This window comes from Aquincola agrisoli (genome assembly GCF_036621135.1).
Classification (GTDB): domain Bacteria; phylum Pseudomonadota; class Gammaproteobacteria; order Burkholderiales; family Burkholderiaceae_C; genus Aquincola; species Aquincola agrisoli.
Map to the genome: position 1 here is coordinate 235,050 of NZ_JAZIBG010000036.1, position 17,037 is coordinate 252,086.

Below are 17,037 nucleotides of genomic sequence, written 5' to 3' on the forward strand. Positions count from 1 at the left end.
TGCAGGGCCTCACTGACTTGCCTTACGAGGACACCCACGATGAGCCATCTCCCCCACAGCGCGGGCGGCGCCGACGCCCAGGCCTCCCGCCAGCAGCATGAAGACCCCGCGGCGCGCCAGCGGGAGCAGAGCGAGGCCGCGCTCAGCAATGTGCGCCGCGACTACGACAAGACGCCGGGGCTGGGCCACCTCGTGCCCGAGCCGGGCGAGGAGCGCGTCGACGGCGGATCCGACCCGGCCGGCGCCGGGCGCTGAAGGGGCGCCGGCGTCAGGGGAGGGAGGCCGGCAGCGGCCGCACGCGGATCGGGATGGACTTGGCGGCCGGCACGTGGCTGCCCTCGGCGTGGTGCCACAGCGGCAGCAGCGGATTGCATTCGGGGTAGTAGCCCGCCGCGCAGCCGGGCGGGATGTCGAACGGCGTGACACGCAGGCCGCCGACCTCGCGCCGCACACCGTCGTCCACCGCCGTCTCGGCGACCACCTGCATGCCCTCGGCCAGGCCGAGCCGCTCGATGTCGGCGCGGTTCATCAGCAGCACGCGGCGGGTGCCGTAGATGCCGCGGAAGCGGTCGTCCAGCGTGTAGACCGTGGTGTTGAATTGGTCGTCGCTGCGCACCGTCATCAGGCGCAGCACGGCGGGGTCGGACGGCTGCGCGCCGGCGTCGGCCGGCGGCCGGTCGGGCACGATGAAGTTGGCCTTGCCGGTCGGCGTCTTCCATTCGCGCTGCCGCGCCGGGATCGGCCGGTGGAAGCCGCCCGGGGTGCGAAAGCGCTCGTTGAAGGCACGGAAGACGTCCGGCCACGTCGCCTCGATCGCATCGCGCACCTTCGCGTAGTCGGCGCTCCACTCGGCCCAGGGCACGCCGGGGTCCGGGCCCAGCACCGCCTGCGCCAGCGCTGCGACGATCGCCGGCTCGGAGCGCAGGGTCGCCGCGGCGGGCTCGGCCACGCCGTCGGACGCATGCATGAAGCCGGTGGAATCCTCGACCGACACCGTCTGCGGCACGCCGCGCTGCCGGTCGATCTCGATGCGGCCCAGGCAGGGCAGCAGGTAGGCGGCCTGGCCATGCACGACGTGGCTGCGGTTGAGCTTGGTCGCGACCTGCACCGTCAGCGGCAGGCGGCGCCACCCCGCCTCGACCAGCGCCGTCTCCGGCACCGCGCGCAGGAAGTTGCCGCCCAGCCCGATGAAGGCGTGCAGCCGGCCGTCGCGGATGGCCTCGCAGGCCCCCACGGTGTCCAGCCCCTTGCCGCGCGGCGGCTCGAAGCCGTAGAGCTTCTTCAGCTGGTCGAGCGGCGCGAGCTCGGGCTTCTCGGTGATGCCCACGGTGCGCTGCCCCTGCACGTTCGAGTGCCCCCGCACCGGGCAGATGCCCGCGCCCGGGCGCCCCACGTGGCCGCCCATCAGCAGCAGGTTGGACACCATCTGCACGTTCAGCACGCCGTGCCGGTGCTGCGTGAGGCCCATGCCGTACACGCAGATCACCGAGCGCGCGCGTGCGAACACCGCCGCGGCGGATTCCAGCGCCGCGCGGGCGAGGCCCGATTCGCGCTCGATGTCCTCCCACCGGCAGGCGCGCAGGTAGGCCTCGAAGGCCGCGAAGCCGTGCGTGTGCTCGGCGATGAAGGCGGTGTCGATCCGGCGCGCCTCGCCGCGGGCGCGGGCCTCGTCGTCCGCCTGCAGCAGGGCCAGGCACAGCCCGGTGATCGCGGCGATGTCGCCGCCGATCCTGAGCTGGTGGTACTGCGTGCTGATGTCGGTGGTGGCCGGCGTCAGCATCTGCAGCGGCGACTGCGGGTTGGCGAAGCTGACGAGCCCGCGCTCCTTCAGCGGGTTGAAGGTGACGATGGGGATGTCGCGCTCGCGCCGGGCAGCCTGCAGCTGGTGCAGCATGCGCGGGCTGCTGACGCCCACGTTCTGGCCGAAGAAGAAGATCGCGTCGGTGTGCTCGAAGTCGTCGAGCGTCACGGTGCCCACCGGCACGCCCAGCGTCTGCGGCAAGGCCACGGAGGTCGACTCGTGGCACATGTTGGAGCTGTCGGGCAGGTTGTTGGTGCCGTAGCGGCGGGCCAGCAGCTGGTACATGTAGCTCGCTTCGAGCGAGGCGCGGCCCGAGGCGTAGAAGACGACCCCGTCGCGCGCCTGCGGCGGCACGGCGCGCAAGGCCTGGCCGATGGCCTCGAAGGCTTCGTCCCAGCCGGTCTCGACGTAGCGGTCGGTGCGCGCGTCCCAGCGCATCGGCACCGTCAGGCGGCCCGCGGCCTCCAGGTCATGATCGCTCCAGGTCTCCAGCTCGGTGAGCGTGTGGCTGCTGAAGAACGCCGGCCCGGCGCGCTGGTCGGTCAGCTCCCAGGCGGTGGCCTTCGCGCCGTTCTCGCAGAATTCCGCGGCATGCGGCTGCGCGGGCTTGGCCCAGGCGCAGCTGACGCAGGCGAAGCCGCCGGGCTTGTTCTGGCGTGCCAGCGCCTGCGCCCCGGCGATCGGGATGCGGGCCTGCCGCAGCGCGGCCGCGACGGCCTTCAGGGAGCCCCAGCCGCCGGCGGGGTGCTCGTAGGGTTCGAAGCGGGGGGTGTCGTCGTTGCTCATCGCTGCCTCACTTCGGCGGGCGGACGGCCTGGGCGAAGCGGCCCACCAGCTCGCCCCGCGCCAGCACATGCCCCCGCATCGCCGCGAGCACCTGGTCGCGGTCGGCCCCCGGCGGCACGTCGAGCACCGCGTCGAGCGCGAAGAGCTGGAAGTGGTAGCGGTGGGGCGGATCGCCCGCGGGGGGCCGGGGCCCGTAGTAGCCGGGCGAGCCGCGGCTGGTCCGGCCCTGCAGCAGGCCGTCCGGCTCGGTGAGGCGGATCTGCTCCTGCAGCCCTTCGGGCAGCGAGGTCGCGGTGCCGGGGATGTTCCAGGCCACCCAATGCACGAACGGGGTGACGGGCCTGGCGTCGGGATCCTCCATCACCAGCACGTACGAGCGGGCGCCCGCCACCGGCTTCCATTGCAGCGCGGGCGACACGCCGTCGGCGTATTCGCTGTGCCGCGGCGGGATCGTGCCGTCGGGGCCGAACGCGGGGCTGGCCAGGCGCAGCGTTTGCGGCGCGGCGCGGACCTCCTCGCGCTGCAGGGCCAGCGGCACGCCGTTGCCGCGGGCGGCCTGCGCGAGCATCGCCGCGGGCGGCGCGGAGGCCGGCGCCGCGGCGCCGGGTGCGGCTGCGGCGTTGGCGCCGCCGCCCGCGGCGGCGATGCGGTAGATGACGCCGTTCGCGTCGTCGGCCATCAGCAGGGCGCCGTCCGCGGCGACCGCCAGGCCGACCGGGCGCGCGATGTGGGTGCGCCCGCCGTCGGTCAGGAAGCCGGTGGCGAAGGGCTCGAAGCCGGCCGGCCGCCCCTGGGCGTAGCGCACCCGCACGATCTCGTAGCCGCTCGCCGGCTTGCGGTTCCAGGAGCCGCGCATCGTGACGAAGGCATCGCCCGTGTACTCGGCCGGGAAGCTGCCGCCGCGGTAGAAGAGCATCTGCATCGGCGCCGCGTGGGCGGTGTAGCCCATCACCATCGGCGTGCTCAGCGCGCGCCACTGGGCCTTGCCGATGTCGCCGACCGGGGTGCTCTGCGGGTTCTCCGCGCCGTCGCCCCAGATGTGCGGCCAGCCGTACTGCCGGCCCCGCTCGATGCGGTTGAGCTCCTCGGGCTGCACGTCGCCGCCGAGGTGGTCGATGCCGTGGTCCATGCCCCACAGCTCGCCGGTCACCGGGTGCCAGTCGAAGCCGATGGTGTTGCGCAGGCCGCTGGCGAAGATGGTGCGGCTGCTGCCGTCGGGCGCGGCGCGCAGCAGCGCCGCGTTCTCGGGGTTGCTCTCGTTGCAGGCGTTGCAGGTCGAGCCCACGCTGATGTAGAGCATGCCGTCGGGGCCGAAGGCCAGCGTGCGGTTGGGGTGCTGGCCGCTGTCGGGCAGGTCGCCCATCAGCATCTCCATCGTGCCGAGCGTGCCGTCGGGCCGGATCGGCGCGGCGAACACCTCCTTCACCGTGGCGAGGTACAGCCGGCCGCCGTGGATGGCAAGGCCGTGCGCGCCCGCCCGGCTGGCCACCTGCAGCGGGGCGCCGTCGGCGCGGCCGTCGCGGTCGGCGTCCTGCAGCATCAGCACGTCGCCCTGGTCGCGCCGGCTCGCGTAGACGCGGCCATCCGGCGCCACCGCCAGCATGCGCACGTTCTTCAGGCCGGAGGCGAAGACGTTGACGGTGAAGCCCGCCGGCACGCGCAGCCGCGCGAGGTGCTCCGCCGTCGGGGGCACCTTGTCGGGCTTGTACACGTGCGCCTGCACGGCGACGTCGGTGCCGTCGCCCTGCTGGGCGATGGCGGGCGCCGCCAGGGCGGCCGCGGCGAGGAGGGTGGCGGCGCGCACGCGGCGCGGCCAGGGGGCGTGAAGGTGCATGAGGCGTTCCGGTCGGTGGTCGCGAGCGCATGGCAATGCATGTGCCTCCGTCCCGCGGCGCGCTGCCGGGCCGCCGGCGTGGCGCCGGGTATCCCGCTTGCCATTGCAGGCCGTCCGCATCCCTTTTCCGTCGAGGTTTTTCCATGGCTAGCCAACGTCCCCTCGCCGTCGTCACCGGCGCGTCTTCCGGCATCGGGTTCCATCTCGCGCACGAATGCGCGCAGCACGGCTTCGACCTGCTCGTCGCGGCCGACCGCGACATCGAGAACGCCGCACGGCGCCTCGGCGCCAGCGGTGCCACCGTGCAGGCCGTGCACGCCGACCTCGGCACGCAGGGCGGGGTCGATGCGCTGATGGCTGCCGCCGGCGAGCGGCCGGTCGATGCGCTGCTGGCCAACGCCGGCCACGGCCTCGGCAAGGCCTTCCTCGACCAGTCGTTCGACGACGTACAGGGCGTGATCAACACCAACATCACCGGCACCCTCTACCTCCTGCACCGCCTGGGCGCCCGCATGCGCGCGGCCCAGCGTGGCCGCATCCTCATCACCGGCTCCATCGCCGGCTTCATGCCCGGCACCTTCCAGGCCGTCTACAACGGCACCAAGTCGTTCATCGACTCGTTCTCCTGGGCGCTGCGCAACGAGTTGAAGGACTCGGGTGTCACGGTCACCTGCCTGATGCCGGGCGCGACCGACACCAACTTCTTCAGCCGCGCCGGCATGCTCGACACCAAGGTCGGCACCGAGAAGAAGGACGATCCGGCCGACGTCGCCCGCGTCGGCTTCGAAGCCATGATGAAGGGCGAGGGCGACGTGGTGTCGGGCTGGAAGAACAAGCTGCAGGCGGCGCTGGCGTCGGTGACGCCCTCGGCCGTGCTGGCCGAGCAGCACCGGCGCCTGGCCGAGCCCGGCAGCGCCGATCCCTGAAGGCAGGCCCCGCCGCGCAGGCGGGCCTCGGCACCCGCCTTGCCGCGGCGAGGGCCCATCCCTTCCGGAGCTTCACCCATGATCACCTTGGGCATCAACGCGGCGTTCCACGATTCGGCGGCCGCCCTGGTCATCGACGGCCGGCTGCACGCCGCCGCGGAAGAAGAGCGGTTCTCGCGCATCAAGCACGCCAAGCGGCCGGTGCCCTTCAGCGCGTGGGAGCTGCCCTTCGACGCGATCGACTTCTGCCTGGCGCAGGCCGGCGTGCGCCTCGTGGACGTGGATGCGGTGGCGTACAGCTTCGACCCGATGCTCTTCCTCGGCGGGCGCCTGCAGGGCGGCAGCTTCACGCTGCCGCTCGTGCAGCCGGCGCAGCCCGAGCCCCCTTGGGAGAACCCGTGGGACCCGCTTTTTGCCAGCCACGTCCTCAACGCCTCGCGGCAGCTGGTCGACGGCGTGCCGCACCACCTGGCCAAGCGCTGGCGCGGTGCGCGCTTCGACGGGCCCTTCGCCTTCCATCATGTGGCACACCACCTGTGCCACCAGGCCAGCGCCTTTCTTGCAGCACCTTTCGACCGCTGCGCCGTGATGACGCTGGACGGCCGCGGGGAGCGGGCGACGACGGCCTACGGCGTCTACCGCGACGACGGCTACCGCACGCTCGGCGAGGTGCAGGTCCCGCACTCGCTGGGGCTGCTGTACGAGCAGGTGACGACGCACCTGGGCTTCCTGTCCTCGTCGGACGAATACAAGGTGATGGCGCTCGCCGCCCAGGGCCGGCCGCGCTGGCTGGGGCTGCTGCAGGAGCACCTGCACCTGCTGGACGACGGCCAGTACCGGCTCGATCCGATCGACCTCGCGGCGGTGGCCGGCCCGCCGCGGGAGCGGGGCGGCGCGCTGGGCCCGCAGCACCTGGACCTGGCCGCCTCGCTGCAGGCGCTGCTGGAGCAGGCGGTGTTGCAGCTCGGCGCCTGGCTGCGCGAGGCGAGCGGCGAGCGCCGGCTGGCGATGGCCGGCGGCGTCGCGCTGAACTGCGTCGCCAACGCCCGGCTGCGCGACAGCGGCCTGTTCGACGAGGTCTGGGTGCAGCCCGCGGCCGGCGACGCGGGTACGGCGCTGGGCGCGGCGCTGTGGCTCGACGGCCGTGCCCGGGCCGAGGGCGGCGGCGCGCGCGGCGCAAGGCTGGCAGCGCCGCCGCAGGGCGCGCCGGCCCGACTCGCGCCGCGGACCTGGCACATGGCGCATGCCTACTGGGGCCCGGCGTGGAGCGACGCGCAGATCGAGGCCGAGCTGCGCTGGGCCAAGCTGCCGCACCGCCGCATGGCCGATCCGGCGGCGGAGGTGGCGCAGCTGCTGGCGCGCGACCAGGTCGTCGGCTGGTTCCAGGGCCGCATGGAGTTCGGCCCCCGGGCGCTGGGCGCACGCTCGATCCTGGCCTCGCCGATGAACGCGGCGATGCAGGCGCGCATCAACGACCTGAAGGACCGGGAGGATTTCCGCCCGGTGGCGCCGGCCGTGCCCGAGGAGCGCCTGGGCGAGTGGTTCACGCCGGCCGCCGCCAACGGCGGCAGGTCGCCCTTCATGCTGTTCATCTACGACGTGGTGCCCGGCCGCCAGGCGCGCATCCCGGCCGCCTGCCACACCGACACCACCGCCCGCGTGCAGACCGTGAGCGCCGACAGCCAGCCGGCCTTCCACCGCCTGCTCACCGCCTTCGGCGAGCTGACCGGCGTGCCGGTGCTGATCAACACCTCGTTCAACGTGCGCGGCGAACCGGTGGTGTGCTCGCCGCGCGACGCGATCCATGCCTGGTCGAGCACGCCGGTGGATGCGCTGGTGATGGGGCCGTTCCTGCTCGAGAAGCAGCCCGTGCGCGCGCCGGCGTGAGCCGGAACGCCGCTTGCCCTTCCGAGTGCATCGGAACCCACACGAAACACCATGACCACCGTGCACGACGCCAGCCTGCGCATCGGCCTCATCAGCGAACACGCCTCGCCGCTCGCCCACGCCGGCAGCGTCGATGCGGGCGGCCAGAACGTCTACGTCTCGCAGGTGGCGCGTGCGCTCGCGGCGATGGGACACCAGGTGGACGTGCTGACGCGCCGCGACGCGCCGGGCCTGCCGGCGGTGGTCGACGTGCGGCCCGGCATGCGCGTGGTCCACATCGACGCGGGGCCGGCCGAGTTCGTGCCGAAGGAGGCGTTGCTGCAGCACATGCCCGCCTTCACGCGCGCGTGTCGGCAGCTGATGCAGCGGCGCGCCGGCTACGACCTGCTGCACGCGAACTTCTTCATGTCGGGCTGGGTGGGGCTGGCGCTGCGCAACATCTTCGAGGTGCCGCTGGTGGTGACCTTCCATGCGCTCGGGCTGGTGCGGCGCGAGCACCAGGGCGCCGCCGATGCGTTCCCGCCGGCGCGGGTCGACATCGAGCGGCGCATCGTGCAGTGCGCCGACCGCCTCGTCGCCGAATGCCCGCAGGACCGCGAGGACCTGCTGCGCCTCTACGGCGCGCGGCCGGGCACGATCGCGACGGTGCCCTGCGGGGTCGACCTGTCGACCTTCGGCCCGCGTGACCGCCTGCAGGCGCGCCGCCGGCTCGGCCTGCGCGAGGACGAGTTCGTCGTGCTGCAGCTGGGCCGGATGGTGCCGCGCAAGGGGGTCGACAACGTGGTGCGCGCGGTCGGCCTGCTGGAGCGTGCGCTGAAGCCGCGGCTGCTGGTGGTGGGTGGTGAATCGGTGGTGCCTGACGAGCGGCGCACCCCGGAGATCGCCCGGCTGCGCGCCGTGGCCCGCGGCTGCGGCGTGGAGGACCGGGTGAGCTTCGTCGGCCGGCGCGAGGCGGCGGAGCTGCCCGAGTACTACGCGGCCGCGGACGTCTTCGTCACCACGCCGGCCTACGAGCCCTTCGGCATCACGCCGCTGGAGGCGATGGCCTGCGGCACGCCGGTGGTGGGCAGCGCGGTGGGGGGCATCCAGTACAGCGTGGTCGACGGCGTCACCGGCTACCTCGTGCCGCCGAAGGATCCCCCCGCACTGGCCGCGATGCTGCGCCGGCTGCAGGCGAACCCGGCGCTGCGCCTGGCCCTCGGCCGCGCGGGCATGGCACGGGTGCGCTCGATGTTCACCTGGGACCGTGTGGCCCGCGAGCTGGAGGCGGTGTACCGATCGGTGGGCGGGGCGCAGGCCGCGGCGCCGGCCGCCGCCGCGCCGGGGAGCGTGGGCGCATGACGGCCCGGGCCCCTGTCGCGGCGGTGTTTCTCGACAAGGACGGCACCCTGGTCGAGGACGTGCCCTTCAACGTCGATCCCGCGCTGCTGCGGTTCACGCCGCGCGCGCTGCCGGCGCTGCGGCGGCTGGCCGAGGCCGGCTACCTGCTGGTGATCGTCACGAACCAGTCGGGCCTGGCGCTGGGGCGGTTCACGTCCGCGCAGTTCCTGCGGCTGCGCGACGCGCTGCTTGCCCGGCTGCGCGACGAGGGCGGCATCGACGTTGCCGGCGTGTTCGCCTGCCCGCATGCACCGGCAGCGGCGGGGGACGCGGGCTGCGCTTGCCGCAAGCCGGCGCCCGGCCTGCTGGCACTGGCCGCGCGGACGCACGGCATCGACCTGTCGCGCAGCTGGATGGTCGGCGACATCCTCGACGACGTGGAGGCCGGGCGCCGGGCCGGCTGCCGCACCGTGCTGCTCGACCGCGGCGGCGAGACGCGATGGCAGCTGTCGCCGCTGCGCCTGCCGCACCGCGTCTGCACCGACCTGGCGCAGGCGGCACAGGCCATCCTGGAAGCCGATGCCGTCGCGACGCGCGGCGCGGCCTGCAGGGGCTGCGCATGACGGCCGCCCTGCTGCCGGCATGGCGCGGCGTGCGGCGCCTGCTGGCCGTGCGGCTGGACAACCTCGGCGACGTGCTGATGACGACGCCCGCGCTGGCCGCCGTGCGCCAGGCCCTGCCGCACGCCCATGTGACGCTGCTGGCCTCGCCCGCCGGGGCGGCGCTGCAGCCGCACCTGCCCGACGTCGACGAGGTCGCGGTGTTCGAGGCGCCCTGGGTGCAGTCGGCCTGCACCGCCGAGCAGGCCGGTCCAGCGACCGCCGCGCTGGCGGCGCGGCTGGCGGCCGGCCGCTTCGACGCGGCCATCGTCTTCACCGTGTGCACCCAGAGCGCGCTGCCGATGGCCACGGTGCTCCTGCTCGCAGGCATTCCGCTGCGCCTGGCGCATTGCCGCGAGAACCCGTACCACCTGCTGAGCGACTGGGTGCGTGACCGGGACACGCCGGGCGACGGCCTGCGCCACGAGGTGCAGCGGCAGCTCGACCTGGTCGCGGCCGTCGGCATGGCGCCGCCTTCGGCGGGATGGCGCGGGCGCCCGGCCGCGGCGCTGCGCTTCGTGCCGCAGCCCGGGGACGGCGAGCGCCTGGCCGCGCGGCTGCGGCGGGCGGGCGTGGACCCGGGGGCGCCGTACTTCGTCGTGCACCCGGGCGCCTCGGCGGCGTCCCGCCGGTACCCGGCTGCACGCTTCGCGCAGGCGGCGCAGGCGGTGGCCGAGGCCGGGGGCGGCCATGCCATCGTGGTCGGCGGCGCGGGCGAGGCCGATCTCGTCGAGGCCGCGCGCCCCGCGGCGGCCCCCAGCACGGCGCTGGTCGGCGGCCTGTCGCTGGGCGAGCTCGCCGCGCTGATCGGCGGCGCGCGCGTCACCTTGTGCAACAACAGCGGGCCGGCCCACGTGGCGGCGGCGCTGGGCGCGCCGGTGGTGGTGCTGTACGCGTTGACCAACCCGCAGCACACCCCGTGGCTGGCGCCCGCGCGGGTGCTGAGCCACGAGGTGCCGTGCCGCCACTGCCTGCGCAGCGTGTGCCCGATGGGCCACCACGCCTGCCTGCTGGGGGTGCCGGCCGGCGAGGTGGCGGCCGCGGCCGTGCAGCTGATGGGCGCCCACCCGGCGGCGGCCCGCCGCGAGGCGGGGCGTCCGGCATGCAAGGAGAGCCGATGAAACGAGAGGATCCTGACCGGGGGGCCGGCGGCGGCGGCGGGCAGTCGCGGCCGCAGGTGTCCGTGGTGGTGGCGACCCGCGGGCGGCCGGCGCTGCTGCGGCGCTGCCTCGAGGCGCTGGTGCGGCAGCGGCTGGCCGGCGGGCGCTACGAGGTGCTGGTCGTCGACGACGGCCCCGACGACGCGACGCGGCGCACCGTGGAGGCCTTCGCCGCGGCCGCCGGCGCGCCGGCGCTGCGCTACCTGCGCAACACCGCGGCCCCGGGCCCGGCCGGTGCGCGCAACGTCGGATGGCGGGCGAGCACGGCACCGCTGATCGCCTTCACCGACGACGACACGGTGCCCGATGCCGGCTGGCTGCACCACGGCTGCGCCGCGATGGCCGGCGGCGCGGCCGCCGCCAGCGGGCGCGTGCGCGTGCCGCTGGAGGGCACGCCGACGGACCACGCCCGCATGACCCAGGGGCTGGAAACCGCCGAGTTCGTCACCGCCAATGCCTTCGTGCGGCGCGACGTGCTGGCGCGCATCGGCGGCTTCGACGAACGCTTCCGGCGCGCCTGGCGCGAGGACTCCGACCTGCACTTCGCCATCCTGTCGCTGGGCGGCGAGGTGGTGCGCGCCGAGCAGGCGGTGGTGCTGCACCCGGTGCGGCCGGTGCGCTGGGGCGTCTCGCTCGGGCAGCAGGCCAACGTGGTCTTCGACGGGCTGCTCTACAAGAAGCACCGGGCGCTGTTCCGGCAGAAGGTGCGCCGGCAGCCGCCCTGGCTGTACATCGCCATCGTCGGGCTGGCGGCCGCGGCGGCGGCGGCCCTGGCGGGCGGGGCGCCCCGCGTCGCGGCGGGCTGCGCTGCCGGGGCGCTGGCGGGCATCGGGCGCTTCGCGGCGGTGCGGCTGCGCGGCACCTCGCATGCGCCCTCGCACGTCGGGGAGATGCTGTGCACCTCCGCGCTGATCCCGTTCCTCGCGCTCGGGTGGCGGGTGGTCGGCGCGTGGCGCTTCAAGGTGCTCTACCCATGACGGCGGCGCTGCCGCAGGCGCCGCGGCGCATCGGGGTCTTCCGCGCGCTGATGCTGGGCGACATGCTGTGCGCGGTGCCGGCGCTCAACGCCGTCGCGGCCCGGTGGCCGCAGGCGGAGCTGGTGCTGATCGGCCTGCCGTGGGCGCGCGAATGGGCCCGCCGGCTGCCGATGGTGCAGCGCTTCGTCGAGTTCCCGGGCTGGCCGGGCCTGCCCGAGCGCGCGCCCGAGCTCGCCGCGCTGCCGGGCTTCCTACAGGCGATGCAGGCCGAGCGCTTCGACCTGCTGCTGCAGCTGCACGGCAGCGGCAGCATCGTCAACAACCTGCTGGCCGCCTGCGGCGCGCGCCAGCTGGCCGGCTTCGCCGAGCCGGACGACTGCGCGCCGGACCCGGCCCTCTTCACACGCTGGCCGCGCGAAGGGCACGAGATCGAGCGCCTGCTGCACCTGACCGACCACCTGGGCCTGCCGCGGCAGGGCACCGCGACCCTGCTGCCGCTGACGCCCCAGGACCGGCAGCGGGCGGCGGCGCTGGCCGACCCGGCGCTGCCGTACGCCTGCGTGCACGCCGGCGCGCGTTTCACCTCCCGCCGCTGGCCCGCCGAGCGTTTTGCCGCGGTGGCGGACCGGCTGGCCGGGCAGGGCCTGCGCATCGTGCTCACCGGCAGCAACGGCGAACGGGCGGTGGTGCAGCAGGTGCGGCAGGCCATGCGGCAGCCCGCGCTCGACCTGGCCGGGCGCACGGACCTGTGGACGCTGGGCGCGCTGGTCGAAGGCGCGCAGCTGCTGGTGAGCAACGACACCGGCGTGTCCCACGTGGCGGCCGCCGTGGGCACGCCCAGCATCGTCGTCAGCGCGGGCAGCGACGTGGCGCGCTGGGCGCCGCTGCAGGCGCAGCGCCACCAGGTGCTGTGGGCCGACGCCGCCTGCCGGCCGTGCGCGCACGAGCATTGCCCCACCGGCCATGAATGCGCACGCGCCATCGAAACCGACGCCGTGGCGCGGCTGGCGCTGCAGCGCGTGGCCGCGCCACGGCCGCGCCGCACCGAGGACGCCTACCCATGACCGAACGCCACCGACCCCGCCGCCTACGCGTGCTCACCTGGCACGTGCACGGCAACTACCTCTACTACCTGAGCCAGGCGCCGCACGACTTCTACCTCGCAACGCTGCCCGGCCACCCGCCGGGGCATGCCGGCAAGGTGGGCGTGCTGCCCTGGGGCGCCAACGTGCACGAGGTGCCCGCCGACGCGCTGCACGGCCACGCCTTCGATTGCGTGCTGTACCAGCACGAGCGGCACTGGCATGACGACCGCCTGCACCGCCTGACGGCCGCCCAGCGCGCGCTGCCGGCGCTCTACGTGGAGCACGATCCGCCGCAGGGCCACCCCACCGACACCCGGCATCCGGCCGCCGACGGCGGCGCGCACATCGTGCACGTCACGCCGTTCAACGCGCTGATGTGGGACAACGGCGAGGCGCCGGTGAGCATCGTCGACCACGGGGTGCTGCTGCCCGCGGACGCCTGCTACAGCGGCGTGCGCCCCGAGGGCATCGTCGTCGTCAACCACCTGCAGCAGCGGGGGCGGCGGCTGGGGGCGGACGTGTTCGAGCGCGTGCGCAGCCGCGTGCCGCTGCAGCTCGTCGGCATGGACAGCGCGCGCATGGGCGGGCTGGGCGAGGTGTCCAACCTCGCGCTGCCCGCGGCGATGGGCGAATACCGCTTCTTCTTCAACCCGATCCGCTACACCAGCCTGGGCCTCGCGGTGGTCGAGGCGATGATGGTCGGCCTGCCCATCGTCGGCCTGGCCACCACCGAGCTCGTCACCGTGGTGCGCAACGGCGTCAACGGCTACCTCGACACCCGCATCGACCGCCTGGTGGAGGTGATGCGCATGCTGGTCGACCAGCCGGAGACGGCCCGGCGGTGGGGCGCCGCCGCGCGGGAGACGGCGCTGGGCCGCTTCGGCATCCGGCGGTTCGCCGACGACTGGGACCGGGTGCTGACGGCGGTGTGTGCCGGCGTGCCGGTGCCGCGCGCCGCGCACTGAGCCTGGCGGCGCCGCGCCGCGTTTTTGTAAGCGTGTCGGGGAAACCCTTACAGCGCGTTTGGACGGGCCCCGACTGCCTGCGCGGGGCAGCGCTTCCTACAGTGGCGGACCACCTCGGGACGCCATGACCACGACCGCCTCCGCCGCCGCCTCGCCCGCCACCCTGGCCGCGCTCTACCGACACGTCTGGCAGCACGCCGAGGGCGCCCGGGCGCGCTTCGCGCTGGCGCTGTCGATGCTCGGCAGCTCGCAGTTGCTGAAGCTCGCGATGCCGTGGATGGCCGCGCAGGCGATCAACGGCATCCAGGCCGGGGGTCGGGCCGGGCTGGCGCCGGCCTGCACATGGATCGCCGGCATCCTCGCGTGCTACGTGGGCTGCTGGCTGCTGCACGGCCCCGGGCGGGTGATGGAACGCTCGGTGGCGCTGCGCGTGCGCCGCAGCGTGGCCGATGCGCTCTACGCGCGGCTGCTGGGCGCGCCGCTCGGCTGGCACGAGCAGCACCACTCCGGCGACCTGCAGCACCGCATGGCCCAGGCGAGCGGCGCGCTCTTCACCTTCACGCAGAGCCAGTTCATCTACCTGCAGAACGCCATCAACCTGTGCGGGCCGGTGCTGGCGCTGTGGTGGCTGTCGCCCACGACGGGCGGCGCGGCCGTGGCCGGGCTGGTGCTGATCTCCGCGGCGATCGTCGGCTTCGACGGCGCCCTGATGGGGCTGGCGCAGCGCGAGAACCAGGCCGAGCGGCGGTATGCGGCGCGGCTGCTGGACTTCGTCGGCAACGTGTCGTCGGTGTTGAGCCTGCGGCTGCAGCACAGCACGCGCCGCCTGCTGGACCACCGCCTGCAGGCAGTCTTCGAGCCGCTGCGGCGCAGCATCGTCCTCAACGAATGGAAGTGGTGCACGGTCGACCTGTCGGGCGTGCTGCTGTCGTGGGGGCTGGTGGGCCTCTACGTGGTGGCGGCCACCGGCCAGGCGGCCGGCGCCGGGGCCGCGGCCGGCGGCACGCTGCTGCTGGGCAGCCTCTTCATGGTGTACCAGTACGCGCAGCAGGCCGCGGGCGTGCTCGGCACCATCGCCTCCCAGTACCAGCAGATCTCCCGTACGCGCACCGACTTTGCGAGCGCCGACGTGGTCTGGCAGGCGCCGCGGCGGCAGGCGGCGCAGGCGGCGGCACCTGCGGGGTGGCAGCGGATCGACGTGCAGGACCTGGCGTTCCGCCGGCCCGCGCAGGCCGAGGCCGACGAGCGCGGCGGGCTGCAGGCGGTGTCGCTGTCGCTGCGCCGCGGCGAGCGGCTGGCGCTGGTCGGCCCGAGCGGCGCCGGCAAGAGCACGCTGCTGCGCTGCCTGGCCGGCCTCTACGAGGCCCGCGCCGGCAGCATCGTGGTCGACGGCGGCACGCTGCCGGGCGTGCGCCACCTCGGCGGGTTCGCCACGCTGATCCCGCAGGAGGCCGAGATCTTCGAAGCGTCGGTGCGGGAGAACATCGCCTTCGACGAGGACGTGCCCGCCGACGACCTCGCCCGTGCCGTGCATGCCAGCGCGTTCGACACGGTGCTGGCCTCGATGCCCGGCGGGCTGGACGCCCCGCTGGCCGAGCGGGGCACCAACCTTTCCGGCGGCCAGCGCCAGCGCCTGGCCCTGGCCCGCGGGCTGCTCGCCGCGCGCGGCAGCGGCGTGCTGCTGCTCGACGAGCCGACCAGCGCGCTGGATGCGCTCACCGAGACCCATGTGCATTCGCGCATCGCCGAGGCCTTCCCCGAGGCCTGCATCGTCGCCTCGGTGCACCGGCTCGGGCTGCTGGCGCACTTCGACCGCGTCGTGTTCATGGCGGGCGGCCGGGTGGTCGACGTCGGCACCGTCGACGAGCTGGCGCAGCGCCAGCCTGGCTTCGCGCTGATGCTGGCGGCGGCGGGGCCGCTGCAGGCGGCCAGCGCCGCCGGCCTGGGCGAGGCGGCCACGGCGGCCTGAGCGGCCGCGTTCGCCACGGCGCGGCGGACGGTTCAGAGGGCCCCGGGCACCAGCGGGCCGCCGTGCGCCAGGCCGGTGGTGTAGCGCTCGAGGCCGCGCAGGAAGTCCGCGAAGCCGCCGGGCGCACGCGCGATGCGGCGCGCACTGGTCACGACACGGGGCGCCGCGCTCCAGGCGATGCGCGCCCCGGTGCGCTCCAGGTCCTCGACGAGCCGCACGTCCTCCGAGCAGCGCAGCGGCCGGAAGCCCCCGGCCCGGCGGTAGGCGTCGGCCGAGACGCCGAGGTTGGCGCCGTGCACATGGCGGTGGCCGTCGGCGTCGCGGTAATGCGCGGCATACTGCCGTTGCACCTCGGGGCCGAACACCCCCCAATCGTCGACCGCTACGCAGCCGCAGACTGCATCGGCCTGCAGCGCCAGCTGCGCGGGCAGCCAGTCGGCCGCGACCCGGGTGTCGGCGTCGGTGAAGGCCAGCCAACGCGCGCCCTGGGCCAGCAGCGCCGCCGCGCCGGCCGCGCGGGCCGCGCCCACGCTGCGGGCGCCGACCTCGATGGCGGCAACGCCGGCCGCCGCCACGGCCGCGGCACTGCCGTCGGTGCAGGTGTCGAGCACCACCAGCAGCTGCACCGCCTCGCCCTGCAGCGCGGGGTGGCCCGCCGCCTGCCGCAGCGCCGCCAGGCAGCCGGCGAGCACCGCCTCCTCGTCATGGGCCGGGACGACGACGCCGATCATCGGACGGCGCGCGCGGCGGCCGGGACCTCGGCGGGAGGGCGGGGCGGTTGCGGCAGGAAGGGGGCGGTCGCTGGCATGCGGCAAGGAGGGAGGGAAACTGGATGAGGCAGCCTATCCAGCCGGGCCGCGCGAACGGCCGCCTCGGCGCCGCGGGGCGCTGTAGGACGCCGCCCCGAGATCCTCGGCACGCCGATTGCCTACGTGGGTTCGGCACGCCGGCTGGCGCGCTTGCGCGGCGGCCATGCCCTGGCGGCCGTTAGACCCTCTTTCACCTGTCCAGACATGATCAGAATCGCCATCGTCGACGACCATGCCATCGTTCGCGCCGGCTTGCGGCAGTTCTTCTCCGACCAGGTCGACCTGCGTGTCGTCGGGGAGGCGAGCAACGGGCGGGAGGCGCTCGAGCTGGTGCGCAAGGGCGAGATCGATGTGCTGCTGATGGACCTGTCGATGCCCGACCAGAGCGGCATCGACGCGCTCATCGCGATCAAGGCGCGGATGCCGGACCTGCCGGTGCTGATCCTCAGCGGCTTCCCGGAGGAGCACTACGCGACGACGCTGCTGAAGCAGGGCGCCAGCGGCTACCTCAACAAGGAGTGCGATCCGCAGGACATCGTCAACGCGATCCGCACGGTGCACCGCGGCCGCAAGTACGTGTCGCCCGGCGTCGCGCAGCTGCTGGCGCTCGGCCTGCAGGCCGGCGGGACCGACAAGGCCCCGCACGAGACGCTGTCGGAGCGCGAACTGCAGGTCTTCCTGCGGCTGGCCAAGGGCGAGACCGTCGGCCACATCTCGGACGGCATGGCGCTCAGCGTCAAGACCGTCAGCACCTACCGCTCGCGGGTGATGGAAAAGATGAACCTCGCGTCGAACAGCGACCTGACCTACTACGCGCTGAAGCACGGCCTCATCCAGTAGGGTGCGGCGCGCCCGGGCG

Annotated in this window: 14 protein-coding genes; 11 read left to right on the forward strand and 3 right to left on the reverse strand. The window is 74.6% G+C overall.

The genetic code is table 11. The features are described 5' to 3' along the window. Positions 1-39: 39 nt before the first annotated feature. A complete protein-coding gene (locus V4F39_RS17645; RefSeq protein ID WP_332291051.1) occupies positions 40-255 on the forward strand; it encodes a hypothetical protein in 216 nt (71 codons plus the stop codon). A gap of 13 nt (positions 256-268) precedes the next feature. Here the strand turns inward: V4F39_RS17645 and V4F39_RS17650 are convergent, their stop codons facing one another. Further along, entirely contained in the window at positions 269-2,587 is a 2,319-nt protein-coding gene (locus V4F39_RS17650) for an FdhF/YdeP family oxidoreductase (protein ID WP_332291052.1), read from the reverse strand. Between the two features lie 7 nt (positions 2,588-2,594). Beyond that, positions 2,595-4,421 (reverse strand): YbhB/YbcL family Raf kinase inhibitor-like protein, encoded by a 1,827-nt coding sequence (locus tag V4F39_RS17655; protein WP_332291053.1) that lies wholly within the window; start codon positions 4,419-4,421, stop codon positions 2,595-2,597. Positions 4,422-4,564: 143 nt separating this feature from the next. Between V4F39_RS17655 and V4F39_RS17660 the strand changes: the two genes are divergently transcribed. The 9 genes from V4F39_RS17660 (at position 4,565) to V4F39_RS17700 (ending at position 15,369) form a co-directional block, all read left to right on the forward strand. Beyond that, on the forward strand, positions 4,565-5,347 hold the full coding sequence (locus V4F39_RS17660; protein WP_332291054.1) for an SDR family NAD(P)-dependent oxidoreductase: 783 nt from the start codon (positions 4,565-4,567) through the stop codon (positions 5,345-5,347). Positions 5,348-5,425: 78 nt separating this feature from the next. Next, complete coding sequence (locus V4F39_RS17665; protein ID WP_332291055.1) at positions 5,426-7,234, forward strand: carbamoyltransferase family protein; 1,809 nt, start codon at positions 5,426-5,428, stop codon at positions 7,232-7,234. A 75-nt stretch (positions 7,235-7,309) separates the two neighbouring features. Beyond that, positions 7,310-8,575 carry a glycosyltransferase family 4 protein gene (locus V4F39_RS17670; protein ID WP_378235006.1) on the forward strand — a complete coding sequence of 422 codons (1,266 nt, stop codon included), beginning with the start codon at positions 7,310-7,312 and terminating at the stop codon, positions 8,573-8,575. After that, on the forward strand, positions 8,572-9,177 hold the full coding sequence (locus V4F39_RS17675; protein WP_332291057.1) for a D-glycero-alpha-D-manno-heptose-1,7-bisphosphate 7-phosphatase: 606 nt from the start codon (positions 8,572-8,574) through the stop codon (positions 9,175-9,177). The genes V4F39_RS17670 and V4F39_RS17675 overlap by 4 nt, the downstream gene beginning before the upstream one ends. Further along, complete coding sequence (locus V4F39_RS17680; RefSeq protein WP_332291058.1) at positions 9,174-10,334, forward strand: glycosyltransferase family 9 protein; 1,161 nt, start codon at positions 9,174-9,176, stop codon at positions 10,332-10,334. The genes V4F39_RS17675 and V4F39_RS17680 overlap by 4 nt, the downstream gene beginning before the upstream one ends. Then, positions 10,331-11,350 carry a glycosyltransferase family 2 protein gene (locus tag V4F39_RS17685; protein ID WP_332291059.1) on the forward strand — a complete coding sequence of 340 codons (1,020 nt, stop codon included), beginning with the start codon at positions 10,331-10,333 and terminating at the stop codon, positions 11,348-11,350. Before V4F39_RS17680 ends, V4F39_RS17685 begins: the two co-directional genes overlap by 4 nt. Continuing rightward, complete coding sequence (locus V4F39_RS17690; protein ID WP_332291060.1) at positions 11,347-12,414, forward strand: glycosyltransferase family 9 protein; 1,068 nt, start codon at positions 11,347-11,349, stop codon at positions 12,412-12,414. The genes V4F39_RS17685 and V4F39_RS17690 overlap by 4 nt, the downstream gene beginning before the upstream one ends. Continuing rightward, entirely contained in the window at positions 12,411-13,400 is a 990-nt protein-coding gene (locus V4F39_RS17695) for a glycosyltransferase (protein WP_332291061.1), read from the forward strand. The genes V4F39_RS17690 and V4F39_RS17695 overlap by 4 nt, the downstream gene beginning before the upstream one ends. Before the next feature lie 124 nt (positions 13,401-13,524). Continuing rightward, on the forward strand, positions 13,525-15,369 hold the full coding sequence (locus V4F39_RS17700) for an ABC transporter ATP-binding protein (protein ID WP_332291063.1): 1,845 nt from the start codon (positions 13,525-13,527) through the stop codon (positions 15,367-15,369). A 32-nt stretch (positions 15,370-15,401) separates the two neighbouring features. Here the strand turns inward: V4F39_RS17700 and V4F39_RS17705 are convergent, their stop codons facing one another. Continuing rightward, the gene (locus V4F39_RS17705) at positions 15,402-16,100 is read right to left on the reverse strand and encodes a glycosyltransferase family 2 protein (RefSeq protein ID WP_332291064.1); all 699 of its coding nucleotides are present in this window, start codon (positions 16,098-16,100) and stop codon (positions 15,402-15,404) included. A gap of 282 nt (positions 16,101-16,382) precedes the next feature. Here V4F39_RS17705 and V4F39_RS17710 point away from each other — a divergent pair, with 282 nt between their 5' ends. After that, positions 16,383-17,018 (forward strand): response regulator transcription factor, encoded by a 636-nt coding sequence (locus V4F39_RS17710; protein ID WP_332291066.1) that lies wholly within the window; start codon positions 16,383-16,385, stop codon positions 17,016-17,018. Positions 17,019-17,037: the final 19 nt, after the last annotated feature.